General features: G+C 51.7%; 14 protein-coding genes. 9 read left to right on the top strand and 5 right to left on the bottom strand.

Annotated elements, in window-relative coordinates:
• Positions 1 to 29: 29 nt before the first annotated feature.
• Positions 30 to 1,940: a sensor domain-containing diguanylate cyclase gene (locus tag EV209_RS05875; protein ID WP_130433931.1), complete on the top strand. Its 1,911-nt coding sequence runs from the start codon at positions 30 to 32 to the stop codon at positions 1,938 to 1,940.
• Here EV209_RS05875 and EV209_RS05870 read toward each other — a convergent pair.
• The gene (locus EV209_RS05870) at positions 1,937 to 2,857 is read right to left on the bottom strand and encodes an EamA family transporter (RefSeq protein WP_207220573.1); all 921 of its coding nucleotides are present in this window, start codon (positions 2,855 to 2,857) and stop codon (positions 1,937 to 1,939) included. The genes EV209_RS05875 and EV209_RS05870 overlap by 4 nt on opposite strands.
• A 142-nt stretch (positions 2,858 to 2,999) precedes the next feature.
• Here EV209_RS05870 and EV209_RS05865 point away from each other — a divergent pair, with 142 nt between their 5' ends.
• The 3 genes from EV209_RS05865 to EV209_RS05855 are packed head-to-tail and all read left to right on the top strand — an operon-like array spanning position 3,000 to position 6,137.
• On the top strand, positions 3,000 to 3,620 hold the full coding sequence (locus EV209_RS05865) for a DUF4867 family protein (protein ID WP_130433927.1): 621 nt from the start codon (positions 3,000 to 3,002) through the stop codon (positions 3,618 to 3,620).
• A gap of 28 nt (positions 3,621 to 3,648) precedes the next feature.
• Complete coding sequence (locus tag EV209_RS05860; protein ID WP_130433926.1) at positions 3,649 to 5,118, top strand: L-fucose/L-arabinose isomerase family protein; 1,470 nt, start codon at positions 3,649 to 3,651, stop codon at positions 5,116 to 5,118.
• On the top strand, positions 5,118 to 6,137 hold the full coding sequence (locus EV209_RS05855) for a LacI family DNA-binding transcriptional regulator (protein WP_130433924.1): 1,020 nt from the start codon (positions 5,118 to 5,120) through the stop codon (positions 6,135 to 6,137). The genes EV209_RS05860 and EV209_RS05855 overlap by 1 nt, the downstream gene beginning before the upstream one ends.
• Before the next feature lie 59 nt (positions 6,138 to 6,196).
• Here EV209_RS05855 and EV209_RS05850 read toward each other — a convergent pair whose 3' ends face one another.
• From EV209_RS05850 to EV209_RS05835, 4 genes are all read right to left on the bottom strand, one after another.
• The gene (locus tag EV209_RS05850) at positions 6,197 to 7,090 is read right to left on the bottom strand and encodes a sensor histidine kinase (protein ID WP_130433922.1); all 894 of its coding nucleotides are present in this window, start codon (positions 7,088 to 7,090) and stop codon (positions 6,197 to 6,199) included.
• Between the two features lie 10 nt (positions 7,091 to 7,100).
• A complete protein-coding gene (locus tag EV209_RS05845; protein ID WP_130433921.1) occupies positions 7,101 to 7,931 on the bottom strand; it encodes an ABC transporter permease in 831 nt (276 codons plus the stop codon).
• Positions 7,924 to 8,835: an ABC transporter ATP-binding protein gene (locus tag EV209_RS05840; protein ID WP_130433920.1), complete on the bottom strand. Its 912-nt coding sequence runs from the start codon at positions 8,833 to 8,835 to the stop codon at positions 7,924 to 7,926. The genes EV209_RS05845 and EV209_RS05840 overlap by 8 nt, the downstream gene beginning before the upstream one ends.
• A gap of 89 nt (positions 8,836 to 8,924) precedes the next feature.
• Positions 8,925 to 9,590 carry a response regulator transcription factor gene (locus EV209_RS05835; protein WP_130433919.1) on the bottom strand — a complete coding sequence of 222 codons (666 nt, stop codon included), beginning with the start codon at positions 9,588 to 9,590 and terminating at the stop codon, positions 8,925 to 8,927.
• Positions 9,591 to 9,796: 206 nt separating this feature from the next.
• On the opposite strand from EV209_RS05835, the gene EV209_RS05830 reads away from it, so the two are divergent.
• The 5 genes from EV209_RS05830 (at position 9,797) to EV209_RS16945 (ending at position 13,352) form a co-directional block, all read left to right on the top strand.
• Entirely contained in the window at positions 9,797 to 9,991 is a 195-nt protein-coding gene (locus tag EV209_RS05830; RefSeq protein WP_130433918.1) for a hypothetical protein, read from the top strand.
• 9 nt (positions 9,992 to 10,000) lie between these two features.
• Positions 10,001 to 11,116, top strand: coding sequence for a DUF4846 domain-containing protein (locus tag EV209_RS05825; protein ID WP_130433917.1), 1,116 nt, complete (start codon positions 10,001 to 10,003; stop codon positions 11,114 to 11,116).
• A gap of 8 nt (positions 11,117 to 11,124) precedes the next feature.
• Positions 11,125 to 12,774: a 23S rRNA (uracil(1939)-C(5))-methyltransferase RlmD gene (gene rlmD / locus EV209_RS05820; protein WP_243647504.1), complete on the top strand. Its 1,650-nt coding sequence runs from the start codon at positions 11,125 to 11,127 to the stop codon at positions 12,772 to 12,774.
• A gap of 151 nt (positions 12,775 to 12,925) precedes the next feature.
• Positions 12,926 to 13,228, top strand: coding sequence for a virulence RhuM family protein (locus EV209_RS16865; RefSeq protein WP_330520828.1), 303 nt, complete (start codon positions 12,926 to 12,928; stop codon positions 13,226 to 13,228).
• 34 nt (positions 13,229 to 13,262) lie between these two features.
• Entirely contained in the window at positions 13,263 to 13,352 is a 90-nt protein-coding gene (locus EV209_RS16945; protein ID WP_334295311.1) for a hypothetical protein, read from the top strand.
• The last annotated feature ends 262 nt before the right edge of the window (positions 13,353 to 13,614 follow it).

The following is a 13,614-nucleotide window of genomic DNA, read 5'->3' as shown; positions in this document are numbered from 1 at the left end:
CAGCTCTGTACATTTGAAGGAGGGATGGCATGAAAAAGAATATCCAGGCCAGAACCAGCATTCTGATCTGCTGTGTGATCGCGCTGGGCTTCGTGGTTACCACAGCGGTGAATCTGATTTCTAACCGAGGCGCCTTTCATACAGATATCGAGCATGTATCCAACCTGACTTCAGAGGGAATTTACTATCAAATTGACACCATTTTCACAAAACCCGTGAATATTTCGCTGACCATGGCCAATGACAGCCTGCTGAAGGAGTTTCTGAATCAAGAAGCCGGGCATATGGACGAGACGGATTTTCTCGAAGGGATGCGCCGCTACCTGATGGCTTACCGGGAGAAGTACAGCTATGATTCGGTTTTCCTGGTTTCTGCAAAGACCGGCAGATATTATCATTTCAACGGAGTGGACCGGCAGCTGAAGCCGGAAGATCCCGAAAATGACTGGTATTATGCTTTCCTGGAATCAGATTCGGAATACTCTCTGAATATTGATAATGATGAAGCAGCGGACAATGAAATTACGGTTTTTATTAATTGCAGAATCCGGGATGAAGAAGGAAATACCATGGGGGTTGTGGGCGTGGGATTCCGGGTGGATTATCTTCAGGAGCTTTTGAAAGAGTATGAAGAACGGTTTAACGTGGAAGCGTATCTCCTGAACCCGTCGGGGCTGATTGAGGTATCAACGGATAAGACGGGGTTCAAAGCGGAGGGGCTGTTTGACAACTGCGGCTATCCGGAGCTGAAAGAGGACATTTTGGGCAACAGGGAAGAGGTCCAGACCTTCTGGTACGGAAACTATGGAGACAGCGGGTATCTAGTGACGCAGTACATTCCAAACCTGGAGTGGTTTCTGCTCATTGATTACAGCAGCACAGCTATGGAACAGCGCCTTAGCAGGCAGGTCGTGGCAGGCCTGCTGGTGACGCTGGCGGCGACGGCTGCGATTCTGTTTATTGTTTCAGGAATTATCAGGAAATATAATCAAAAAATCACAGAACTTGCAGTGAAAAGAGAGCGGACCCACCAGAATATTTTCCAGAAAGAGACAGAGAAGCTGTATGAAAATATTTATGAGCTGGATATCACCCATAACCGCCCCGCCAGTGAAGCTACGGAAGAGTATTTCGAGAGCCTGGGCGCGCCCAGGAATACGCCTTATGACAAAGCGCTGGAAATTGTGGCGGAGAAGCAGATCAAAGAAGAATACCGCCGGGGTTATGTGGAAACCTTCTGTCCTGAAAACGTGCTGAAAGCTTTTGACAACGGCCAGGAGAGCCTTCAGTATGATTTTATGCTCACCAGTGACGGAATCTCATATTATTGGATGCGCATTACTGCCAGGATCTTCCGCTGGGAAGAGGACCGTTCCATCCGTATGTTCACATACCGGCAGAATATTACAGAAGAAAAATTGCGGGAGCAGGATATGCTGGGAAAAATGGAGATGGACTCCTTGACCGGGCTGTATAATAAGGCAGCTGCGCAGAACAGCATACGAAAAAGACTGGCCCAATGTCCTGACGGCCAGTACGCTTTCTTTATTCTGGATATTGACAACTTTAAAATGATTAATGATACATTCGGTCATTCGGCGGGGGACGATGTGCTGCTGCAGTTTGCCAGAAATCTGAAAGCGCAGTTTGCGCCGGAAGATATTGTGGGGAGGATCGGCGGCGACGAATTTGTGGTGTTTTCAGCCATTCCTTCCCTGAAATGGCTGGGGGAGAAGGCTGTGGAACTAAACGGACAGCTGCAGTACAGTTTTGTGATGGAAAATAAATCCGCGCGGATTTCCGCCAGTATAGGCATTGCCGTCTCGCCCCGGGACGGAGCGGAGTTTGAACTTCTGTATAAAAATGCAGATTCCGCCCTCTATGAAACCAAGAAGAAAGGCAAAAACGGCTATACAGTATACGGAAAGCAGCTGCGTTAAATGAGCAGAAGGAGGGTGCCTGCCACCAGGAGGAACAGTCCGGCAGCGGCCCTCAGGTTCAACTTCTCCCGGAATACGATCCAGGAAAAAGCAATGGTGACCAGAATGCTCAGTTTGTCAATGGGCGCAACAACGCTGGCCGGCCCCTCCTGAAGGGCGCGGTAATAGCAGAGCCAGGACGCGCCGGTGGCGCAGCCGGACAGGATCAGAAACATCCAGTTCTGCCCGGTGACTTTCCGGATGGAGGAGAGGGAGCCTCTGAGAAATACCACCAGCCAGGCCATGACCAGGACCACGCAGGTCCGGATCGCGGTGCCCAGGTTGGAATCTATTTCCTGCATGCCTACTTTTCCAAGAATTGAAGTCAGCGCTGCGAAAACAGCAGAGGCCAGAGCGAAGAAGAGCCAGCCGCGTTTGCCGGAAGGCTGCGCTGCAGCGTGCCGCTTTACGGGCCCCTGTTTTTTATCCGGTTGGCCCCAGGCAGAGGAACCCGTAAACGGGCGTTTTTGTACCATCAGCCAGGTGCCCGCGCCCATGAGCAGGATGGAGAGCACGCTGAGAAAGCCCAGGGGCTCGCCGAGAATCAAAAAGGCCAGAATCATAGTGAGAATAGTGCTGGACTTGTCAATGGGAGCCACCTGATTCACGCTGCCGATCTGAAGAGCATGGAAATAACAGAGCCAGGACGCGCCGGTGGCCAGGCCGGACAGAATCAAAAACAGCCAGTTTTCACTGCTGACTGCGGTGATGCCGGGAAGGGAGCCGGTGATCAGGACCATGATCCAGGAAAACACAAGGACCACGCAGGTGCGCAGGGCGGTGGCCAGGTTGGAATCCATATCTTTCATCCCGCACTTTGCCAGTATCGCTGTGAGGCCCGCAAACAGCGCGGAGCCGAATGCAAATAAAATCCACATTATTGTAAACTCCTCTCTATGTTTATTGTAGGCCCGGGGCAGGAATTGTCAAGGAGGAAAGCGGAAAAAAGGTTGACAAATTAAGCCGCCGCGTTATAATAAAAACAAAGTGTGCCCGTGCACAAAAGTAAAGGAGGTAATCATGGACATTCAAAAGGTAACGGATGCGGGTTTTGCAAAGTACGGCCGGGTTATCAGCGGCTATTCTCTGGAACCTCTGCTGGAGGAGATGGAAAAGACTCCCCTGCCGGAGGGCGTGGATTATGTGCCTTCTGTGCCGGAGCTGGAAGCGCTGCCGGTATTTGAAGAGCTGACAGAGAGCATGTACGGCGGCCTTCCGGTACAGATCGGGTACTGCAACGGCCATAACCATCTGCTGAACGCCCTGGAATACCACCGTTCTTCAGAGGTGGATATTGCAGTGGGCAGGGATCTGATTCTGCTGTTGGGATGCCAGCAGGATATGGAATCAGATTACAGTTATGATACGGCAAAGGCAGAGGCCTTCCTGCTGCCCGCAGGGGTGGGCGTGGAGCTGTATGCCACTACGCTGCATTACGCGCCCTGCAGCGCTGCGGAAGGAGAGGGATTCCGCTGCGTGGTGGTGCTTCCCAGGGATACCAACCTGCCGTTGGAAAAGAAGCCTGCGGTTTCACCGGAGGATGCGCTGATGACGGCGCGGAACAAATGGCTGATCGCCCATCCTGATGCAGGGATTGAAGGCGCGGTGTGCGGCCTGAAGGGCGAAAATCTCCGGGTGTGACCGGATGATCAAATTGGAGGACAAGAAGATGAATAACATTCCTGAAGTAAAAATCGGCGTGGCGGCAGTGAGCAGAAACTGCTTTCCCATGACACTCTCCGTTTCCAGAAGAGAAGCGCTGATCAAAGCGTATCAAGAAAAATACGGCGACATTTATGAATGCCCAACCTGTATTGAAAACGAAGTACATATGATGAAGGCGCTGGAAGAACTGAAAAGCGCAGGCTGCGACGCCCTGGTGGTTTACCTTGGCAACTTTGGCCCTGAAACCCCTGAAACCCTGCTGGCAAAATACTTCGACGGCCCTGTAATGTTCGTGGCCGCAGCTGAAGAGACCGGGGATAACCTGGTGGGAGGAAGAGGCGACGCATACTGCGGCATGCTGAACGCTTCCTACAATCTGAAGCTGCGCAATATTAAAGCATATATCCCCGAATATCCGGTGGGGACAGCCTCTGAGTGCGCAGATATGATCCATGAATTTGAACCCATCGCGAGAGCGGTCGTGGGACTGAACAATCTGAAGATCATCAGCTTCGGCCCCAGACCCCAGGATTTCCTGGCCTGCAACGCGCCGATCAAGCAGCTGTACAATGTAGGCGTTGAAATCGAAGAGAATTCCGAGCTGGATCTGTTTGAAGCTTTTAATAACCACGCAGGCGATCCCAGGATTCCTGAAATTGTGAAAGAAATGGAAGAAGAGCTGGGAACAGGCAACCAGAAGCCGGAAATTCTTCCAAAACTGGCCCAGTATGAGCTGACCCTGCTGGATTGGGTGGAAGAACACAAAGGTTCCAGAAAATATGTGGCGATTGCCGGCAAATGCTGGCCCGCGTTCCAGACCCAGTTCGGGTTTGTGCCCTGCTACGTGAACAGCCGCCTCACCGGCCGCGGAATTCCGGTATCCTGCGAGGTGGATATTTACGGCGCGCTCAGCGAATTTATCGGAACCTGCGTGAGCCAGGATGCGGTGACCCTGCTGGATATCAACAATACTGTGCCTGCGGACATGTATGAATCAGAAATTAAAGACAAGTACAATTACACTCATAAAGATACTTTTATGGGCTTCCACTGCGGAAATACCTGCAGCAGCAAGCTGTCCTTCTGCAACATGAAGTACCAGATGATTATGGCAAGAACTCTGCCTGAGGAAGTGACCCAGGGCACGCTGGAAGGCGATATCATCCCTGGCGATATCACATTCTTCCGCCTGCAGTCCACCGCTGACGCAAAGCTGGAGGCTTATGTGGCAAACGGGGAGGTTCTTCCGGTGGCTACCCGTTCCTTTGGCGGCATCGGCATTTTCGCCATCCCGGAAATGGGCAGGTTCTACCGCCATGTGCTGGTGGAGAAAAATTATCCCCACCATGGCGCAGTGGCCTTCGGCCATCATGGCAAAGCTCTGTTTGAAGTGTTTAAATATCTGGGAGTAACAAATATCGGATTTAACCAGCCTAAGGGAATGCTGTATCCCACTGAGAATCCCTTCGCATAATGGCTGTGACGATCAGACAGATTTCCGAGGCCTGCGGTGTGTCCAGAGGGACTGTGGACCGGGTGCTCAATAACCGGGGAAAGGTGCGTCCTGAGACAGAAGCGATGGTGCGCCGGGAAGCTGCCCGGCTGGGCTACCGGAAAAATCTGGCCGGCCAGGCCCTGGCTGCCCGGAAGAAAAATTATACCATCGGCGTGCTGATGCTGTCTGAGGGAGTGGAATTCTTCGACGAGGTGCTGGCCGGAATCCGGCAGGCGGAAAGTGAAATCCGGGATTACGGAATTCATATCGAAGTGGTTACCATGAAAGGATATCATATCGAGGAACAGGCGGAGCGGATGCGGGAAATGTCTTCCCGCATCCACCTGCTGATCCTGCATACAGTGAACGACCCCAGAATCGCCCGGGAGATCGACTGCCTTGAAGAATCAGGTATTCCAGTGATCACGCTGAATACCGATGTGGAGGGCTGCCGCCGGCTTTGCCATGTAGGCTGTGATTTTATCAAGAGCGGAAGAACGGCCTGCGGGCTATTGGGGCTGATCAGCCCGGGAGGAGCGCAGATCGGAGTGGCAACCGGAACCGTGCTCAGCCTGGGGCACAATCAGCGGATCAGCGGATTTGCCCAGCTGTGCAGAGAACATTTTTCAGGGTTTGAGATCAAGGATGTGATTGAAACCCTGGATGATGACGAGACCGCATATGTGCAGACAAAGGCCATGCTGTCCCGGCACCCGGAACTGACGGCAGTTTATGTAGTGGCTTCCGGCGCCAGCGGCGTGTGCCGGGCCATTAAAGAGGCGGGACGGAACCTGACGGTGATTGCGAATGACAGGACGCCTTCTGTCAGCAGGCTCACTGAAAATGGGCAGATTGCCGCTGTCATCGGACAGGAACCTTTTCAACAGGGCTATAAAGCAGTGATTCTGGCATTCCAGTACCTGGTGGGAGAGTCCAGGCCGGAGCAGGAAGTCTGGTATATGAAAAACGAAATATTGATTCGGGAAAACCTCTCATAGCAATTCCCCGACAGTGCGGATTCAGTCTGCGCTGCCGGGGAATTTCTGCCTGGAACAGTTTAGGAATGCTGGGGAAAGCGCAGCGTGATCCGTAACTTTCCGTCAATGCAGCGGGAGGAAATTTCCCCGCCCATCCGCTCCGTGAGAAGCCTGGCGATGGAAAGGCCCAGGCCGGTAGAGTTCTCTCCTGCCTCTACCGTATAATACCGGTCAAAAAGCCTGCCTGCCATCACCGGAGTCAGTTCAGGAGCGGTATTTGCAAAAACAATTTCACCCTCCTCATCCATGGAAACCTGCAGGTCCCCGCCGCTGTATTTCAGCGCGTTGCTGAGAATGTTGCCGAAAATCCGGGCAGCAGCGGTGGAATTCAGCATGCGTTTTACAGGAAGGCCGGGCATGGAAATTTCCGGGACGACCTTCCGCTGCTTCATCGCGCCATAAAATGAGGCCAGGCTTTCCTCTAACAGGGCCTTCAGATCCACTGGCTCCAGCTTCTCTTCTTCAACAGATGCAAGCAGAGAATAGTGAAAAAGTTCACCCGTAAGTTCCGTCAGAGCGTCTGCTCTGTTTCTGATCACAGAAAGGCTGTGCCGGACAGAGGCGGAAACCTCTTCCTGCTCCAGCAGGTCCAGATATCCGCAGACAGCGGTGAGAGGGGTGCGCAGGTCGTGGCAGATATCGGTGACAGCCTCTTTCAGCTGCAGGTCTCCCTGGAGAAAACGCCTCCGCTCTTTCCGCAGGATGCGCAGCTGGCAGTTGATTTTTTCCGCCAGCCTGCGCATGTGCGGGTCCCGGCTGGAAATATCAATGAGCGTGTTGGTTTCTGTATGAAGCCTGTCGGAAAAGGCGTCAGAAATTTCTTCTGCTGATTTTTTCAGGACATGGATTTTACAAACCAGCAGAATAGTGACACATATGAGAAGACTGCACAGACTCCACAACCAGAATTCCATAAATACTCCTTTACTTCAAGTCTTTTTTGCGGAAGGCCAGGAGGCCTCCGGCAGTGGTTCCTGCCACAATGATCAGAGAATACATTGGCATCTGCCACAGGCGGGGAGCCGACATGTTTGCTATCTGAATTGCCTGGCCGGTGGGGAGGAAATCCATCAGGAATTCATGGATTGTCCTGGAATTGCCCCGGAGATATTCCGGATTGGGAATGCTCTGGGTCTGGGAGTTCCCTGCCGAATCTGTAAAAACATAACCATCATAAAACTCCGGGGCGGAAAGCCTGTTCTGCACATAGCTGGCTGCCACAAACAGCAGGATCACGGCGATCAGGCTGACTGCCACTACAGCAGCTTTATTTTGATTGAGCATGCTTAAAAGAACAAAAACTGCTGACAGAGACAGGATCATAGCGAAGCTGTCCAGAACGAAAACCGCTACAATTTTGAGATCAACATGAAACGCCCCCAGCAGCGGAATCCCCACGGCTCCCACAGCGGCCATATAGATCAGTCCCATGAGAAGGCAGGCGGCCGAGCAGGTGAGGAGATTGGCCAGATAGACGGAAGCCCTGCTGTGCCCGGCAATAATTTTATTCCGTATGGTTCCGTCGCTGTATTCAGTGCCTGTAAACAGGCTGCAGAAAGCGGCGCACAAAATCGGAATTACAGCAGCATACCCAAAAAATATGTTATCCACCAGAAAGGAAGTGCCGTACTGGATTTGGTTCATGTAGCTTTTGACAGAAATAAAAACTCCGAAGACCAGCATACAGGCCATACTGACCAGAAATGCTTTGTTTTTTATTAATCGGGAAAAATTAGCAGACAATAATTTATTCATGGCCGCCTCCAATCAGATTGACATAATAGCTCTCCAAGCTCTCATGATGTTCCTGTATACTTTTAATCTCACAGTTTTGTTCCGCCAAAGCAAGAGCCAGCTCTGTCAGGTTGATTTCCCCATATATATCTGCCTCTGTATCAGAAATGACGGAATATTCCAGACCAAGCCGGTCCAGGACAGGCACAAGGGCTGCAGAGGAAGATACTGTCAGGCGGGTGCATTTCCGGCAGGCAGCTTCCAGCTCTTTGGCGCTGATTTCCCGGACCAGGCGTCCCTGGTCGATAAAGCCGTAATGCGTGGCCAGCCTGGAAAGCTCATCCAGGATGTGGCTGGAGATCAGCACGGTGATCTGCCGTTCCCGGTTCAGCTTCAGAACCAGCTCCCGTATTTCGATAATTCCCTGGGGGTCCAGCCCGTTTACCGGCTCATCCAGCACCAGAAAATCAGGATCCCCGGCCAGGGCCACGGCGATGCCCAGCCTTTGGCGCATGCCGAGGGAAAAGTTCTTCACCTTCTTTTTGCCGGCGTCTTCCAGGCCCACCAGCCGCAGCAGCTCAGGGATTCCTTCAAAGGAAGGCAGCCCCAGAACGCGGAACTGCTCCTTCAGATTGTCCGTGGCAGACAGATCCAGATAGACAGAAGGGGTCTCCACCACAGCGCCCATCCTCCTGCGGGATTTTGCGATATCACGGTCCGTATCCTTTCTGCCGTATATCGCATAGCTGCCGGAAGAAGGGGCCTGCAGGCCGCATACCAGGCGGATCAGCGTGGTTTTGCCCGCGCCGTTTTTCCCCACCAGCCCATAGACCGCCCCTTTGGGAACCCGCATGGTCAGCTTATCCAGCGCCTTAAAATGCCCGTATTGTTTGGTGAGGGCATCTGCTGTCAGTACGTAATCCATTTCATTGCCTCCTTACTTTTGATGCCCCCAGTCTACCAGCCGATGGTTAAGAAACAGGTAAAGAAAATGGTTAAGAAACAGTAAATCTTTTATTCCTCCTTCATTTTGAATCCGATCCCCCAGACAGCTTCAATATAATCTCTGCCGCCAGGCTCCCGCAGTTTCCTGCGCAGGTTGCTGATGTGGACCTTCAGGGAGCTTTCCATGCAGTCGGGGGTATCCTGGCTGATGCGGTCCAGAAGAATGGTTTTCGTGATAACCTGATCAGGATTTTGCATCAGAAGCTTTAAAATAGCAAATTCTGTTTTGGTCAGCCGTACCGGCTGACCGTGGACAGACACTTGTCTGGCGGACGTGTCCAGTTCCAGGCCGTCAAAAACATAAACTGCCTGATTTTCCGTGCCTGCCGCTGCGCGGAGCTGTACGGTGATTCGGGCCAGCAGCTCTCTGGTGTTAAACGGTTTTGCGATGTAGTCAGCGGCCCCGCCCAGCAGCAGATTCACTTTATCGTCCACTCCGGCTTTGGCGCTGAGAATGATCACCGGAATCCCGCGGATTTCCGGCAGGACCTTTTCACCTGGCAGGCCCGGGAGCATCAGGTCCAGCAGCACCAGGTCCGGCCTGCGCTGCCCCAGAAGAAGCAGCGCTTCCGTGCCGGAATAAGCCCGGAGGACTGCGTAGCCCTCCTTGGAGAGCAGTTCTTCCAGCATGTTGCCGATATATATATCGTCGTCTATAATTGCGATGGATTTCATGAAATTTCACCCGCTTTACAATGCATTTATAACATGTGGTTCTGCTTTATTTTATCAGCAGTTTGCCGGGGGCGCAAGGGAGAAACCGGAAAAGGGAGAAGGGTTCAGAAAAATTTAAACAGTATGGCGGAAAATATTTTATCATTGCGCGAAAAAACTTTGATTATGGCGAATTCTGTGGTATAATCTCCTTAGAAATTTAATTGATGGCGGGAATACAAACGGACGCCTGTTCCAGGGCTTTGGAGGGCCGAGGGACGGGGCGGAAATTTGCAGAGGAATATATGGGAGCATGTCAGAGGCGGGCGTCAGGAAAAGCAGGGGACGGCCGTCAGGATGTCGTGGGCCCCGGCAATAAACAGGGCGTGGGGACATTGAACAGCAGCACATTGGATTATTGAGGGCATCAAATGAAAAAAATAAAGACCATATGGAAGATCGGGCTGTTCATTCTGGCCCTGGCTTTCGGCCTGTGCACAGGCGGCTGCGGGGCAGAGAAGGCGGATATTCCGGAAAAGACACAGAAGGCGGATTTGCCAGGTTCTTTTGCTGCCAGCGGGGCAGGGGAGATGGACAGTGAAGCAAATAAAAATTCAGATCCTGCAAAAGGCCTATATCCCGGTTATGGGGAGACAGAAATGCCGGATGAGACAGGCGGAGCAGCAGGGGCAAAGACACAGCAGTTCATTCAAAAGAACGGAATGACGCTGGAAAGCCGTTTCGCTGTGCCGGAGGGATTTGTAAGGACAAAAGCGTCGGAAGGGTCTCTGCTGCAGTTCATGCGTCAGATGAAGCTAAAGCCGGACGGGAGTCCGGTTCTGCTCTATGACGGCAGTGTAAAAGCCAACCAGGGCAGCGATGCGGCGGTGTTTGATCTGGATATTGGGGAGGAAAATCTGCAGCAGTGCGCGGATTCTGTTTTAAGAGTATACGCGGAATATTTCTGGGCGACAGGGCAGCAGGCCAAGCTGAAGTTTCATCTGACCAGCGGTTTTCTGATGGATTGGGAAACCTGGAAAAACGGAGGCCGCCTGGCGGTTTCCGGCAGCAGCGTGTCCTGGCAGCAGACGGCCGGGCCTGATGATTCCTATGAAAATTTCAGGAAGTATATCCGGAATGTGATCATATACGCAGGCACGATTTCCCTGGATGCGGAAAGCGAGCCCATTCAGGCCGGAGAGATAAAGGCCGGGGACCTGTGGGTCCAGGGGGGAAGCCCCGGGCACTGCGTGCTGGTGGTGGATACCGCGGATTTTGTTGGGGACGGAGGGGGTAGAAATGAAGGCGGCGAAGATGGCTGTGGGGATAGCGGCATGGCCGGAGGAACGGGAAATATGCCGGGCAGAAGGGCATTTCTGCTGGCCCAGGGGTACATGCCGGCGCAGGATTTTCATGTGTTGAATAACCCCGCCCATCCGGAAGATCCCTGGTATTATGCGGATGAGATCGGCTACCCTTTCCGTACCGCGGAATATACGTTTCAGGAGGGAACGCTGCAGCGCTGGAACGGAGGATTTGCGGAGTGAGAAAGAATATGGCTGAAAATGATGGAGGAGTTATGGCGTCGGACAGGACTGGGAGATATAGAGTGGATAAAAGTGAAATTGGAAAAAGCGGGGCAGGAAAGAAAGGATTCAAAAAACCTGCTGTGGGAAACCGTGCCAGAGCAAATCTTGCTCCAGAAAATCACGCTGCAGGAAATGGTGCTGCAGAAAATTGCAATGAGGGAGACTGTGTGAAGGAAGGCAGCGGGGCTGAGAAGAAAAAAACGGTGAGGAAGGCAGATGTTTCCTATGGTGATAAAGCAGGAAGCGGCGCCAGAGAAGCGGGAGGCCGGGGAGCTGGAAAGAAGAAAACGGATGTGGGGGTGAAAGCTGCAGCCGGTGTGGTGAGCAGAAAAAACGAGGCGGTTGGGGCCGCGCAGGGGAATGGCAGAGAGTTTCAGAAACCGGAAAGAGGGGGAAGCGGAAAGGCCGGAGGAATGAAATGGAAAGCCGGAAAGGAAGAGCAGCGGGGTAACGCCGGGCCTCAGTCCCTGTGCCCGGTTTACAGGAAATGCGGAGGCTGCAGTTATCTGCATATGAGCTATGAGCAGCAGCTAAAGGAGAAACAGAAACAGCTTCAGGAATTGCTGGGCGGTTTTGGAAAGCTGCAGCCAATAATCGGGATGAAGAATCCCTGGCATTACCGCAATAAAGTGCACGCGGTATTCAGCCATGATAAGAAGGGCAACCCCATTTCGGGGATTTATGAAGCCGGTTCCCACCGGGTGGTGCCGGTGGACTCCTGTCTGATTGAGGATGAGAAGTCAGATGCTATCATCGTCACCATTCGCAGTCTGCTGAAGTCTTTTAAAATCAGGACATTTGATGAAGATACGGGCTACGGGTTGCTGCGCCACGTGCTGATCCGGCGGGGCTTTGCCACAGGCGAGATTATGGTGGTGCTGGTGCTGGCTTCCCCGGTGCTCCCTTCTAAGAATAATTTTATTAAGGCGCTGAGAAAAGAGCACCCGGAGATCACTACTGTGGTGGTCAATGTCAATAGCCGGGGCACCAGTATGGTGCTGGGAGACAAGGAAACTGCGGTTTATGGCCGGGGATATATTGAAGATGTGCTCTGCGGAAAGGTTTTCCGCATTTCCCCTAAGTCTTTTTATCAGGTAAATCCGGTGCAGACGGAAGTCCTTTACAGCAAGGCCGTGGAATGGGCCGGGCTGACAGGGGGCGAGCGGGTGCTAGATGCGTACTGCGGCATCGGCACTATCGGGCTGGTGGCTTCGGACCGGGCTGCGGAGGTCATTGGCGTGGAGTTGAACAAGGACGCGGTACGGGACGCCGGATGGAATGTGAAGCGCAACCAGGTGAAGAACATGCGGGTTTACTGTGCGGACGCCACTCAGTTTATTCTGGATATGGCTGCCGCAGGGGAAAAGCTGGATGTGATTTTTCTGGACCCGCCCCGCAGTGGCAGCACGGAGGAGTTTATTCATGCGGTGGGAGAAATCCGGCCGGACCGCGTGGTCTATATTTCCTGCAATCCGGAAACTCTGGCCCGGGATTTGAAGGGGTTTTTGAAGGTGGGGTTTGGCGTGGAGAAGATGGTGGGGGTGGATTGTTTTGGGTGGACTGGGCATACGGAAACTGTTGTAATGATGCGGAATTGTGGCTTGAAAGGAAAATAGAGGAGTAGAACCACAAAATATAGTGGTTTTGCATTGAAAATAGTCTATTCTTAAGGTGGAATCTTAGTTATTTTGCATGTTAATAATATGTTTTTTACCAGAGTGACATTAGACACAAATATAGATAAACAAAGGAGATGTGGTGAACTGAGTGTATAGTAATGACGATATAAATAGAAAATCAAATATTATTATCTACACAACAGAGGATGGTTTGGCAAAGAAAGATATAACTTTTGATGGAGATACGGTCTGGTTGTCAATTGATCAGATGGCGGTGTTGTTTCAAAGAGATAGAAGCATAATAGGCAAGCATGTGAGAAATGTTTTTAAAGAAGGAGAATTGCCTAAAGAATCAGTATGGGCAAAATTTGCCTACACTGCCGCTAACGGAAAAGTATATGATGTGGATTATTATAATCTGGGCGTGATTACTTGTTTCAGGATATCTTGATTTTGCGGAATGTCAGGCAGAGCGGGAACAGGTAATGACTATGAGCGATTGGGCAGAGCGTTTGGACCGTATACTTACAATGAGTGGCGAACAGTTACTTCAAGGAAACGGAAGTGTTACTTAGAAACAAGCATTTGATAAAGCAACGAGTGAATACAGAAAATATAAAACCAGAATCATCAGTGATGTGGAGAAGAAATATTTGGATTCGATAAAATATTGGAACATAAAACGGATAGGAGTTGAAAAGGTGATATTATTTACGAGTTAACAAAATTAGACAAGAGAAACTCCTCTAGGGGTGAACCACGTCTTTTAGACATCATTATTATCCACTCGACACATGTGGAAACTATTTTAAAGAATAATATAATCTTCGAGTTCTT

The sequence above is a fragment of the Cuneatibacter caecimuris genome (genome assembly GCF_004216775.1).
Lineage (GTDB): Bacteria > Bacillota > Clostridia > Lachnospirales > Lachnospiraceae > Cuneatibacter > Cuneatibacter caecimuris.
Note: the sequence above shows the minus strand (reverse complement) of the source record. Positions and strands in the feature narration are given on the sequence as shown.

What these genes read in the sequence shown, in the direction of transcription:
- rlmD (WP_243647504.1), top strand. Translation starts at nt 11,125, where the DNA reads ATGGCTGAAAATGATGGAGGAGTTATGGCGTCGGACAGGACTGGGAGA.
- EV209_RS05845 (WP_130433921.1), bottom strand. Translation starts at nt 7,931, where the DNA reads ATGAATAAATTATTGTCTGCTAATTTTTCCCGATTAATAAAAAACAAA.
- EV209_RS16945 (WP_334295311.1), top strand. Translation starts at nt 13,263, where the DNA reads ATGACTATGAGCGATTGGGCAGAGCGTTTGGACCGTATACTTACAATG.
- EV209_RS05830 (WP_130433918.1), top strand. Translation starts at nt 9,797, where the DNA reads ATGGCGGGAATACAAACGGACGCCTGTTCCAGGGCTTTGGAGGGCCGA.
- EV209_RS05850 (WP_130433922.1), bottom strand. Translation starts at nt 7,090, where the DNA reads ATGGAATTCTGGTTGTGGAGTCTGTGCAGTCTTCTCATATGTGTCACT.
- EV209_RS05840 (WP_130433920.1), bottom strand. Translation starts at nt 8,835, where the DNA reads ATGGATTACGTACTGACAGCAGATGCCCTCACCAAACAATACGGGCAT.
- EV209_RS05860 (WP_130433926.1), top strand. Translation starts at nt 3,649, where the DNA reads ATGAATAACATTCCTGAAGTAAAAATCGGCGTGGCGGCAGTGAGCAGA.
- EV209_RS05825 (WP_130433917.1), top strand. Translation starts at nt 10,001, where the DNA reads ATGAAAAAAATAAAGACCATATGGAAGATCGGGCTGTTCATTCTGGCC.
- EV209_RS05865 (WP_130433927.1), top strand. Translation starts at nt 3,000, where the DNA reads ATGGACATTCAAAAGGTAACGGATGCGGGTTTTGCAAAGTACGGCCGG.
- EV209_RS05875 (WP_130433931.1), top strand. Translation starts at nt 30, where the DNA reads ATGAAAAAGAATATCCAGGCCAGAACCAGCATTCTGATCTGCTGTGTG.
- EV209_RS05835 (WP_130433919.1), bottom strand. Translation starts at nt 9,590, where the DNA reads ATGAAATCCATCGCAATTATAGACGACGATATATATATCGGCAACATG.
- EV209_RS05870 (WP_207220573.1), bottom strand. Translation starts at nt 2,857, where the DNA reads ATGTGGATTTTATTTGCATTCGGCTCCGCGCTGTTTGCGGGCCTCACA.
- EV209_RS05855 (WP_130433924.1), top strand. Translation starts at nt 5,118, where the DNA reads ATGGCTGTGACGATCAGACAGATTTCCGAGGCCTGCGGTGTGTCCAGA.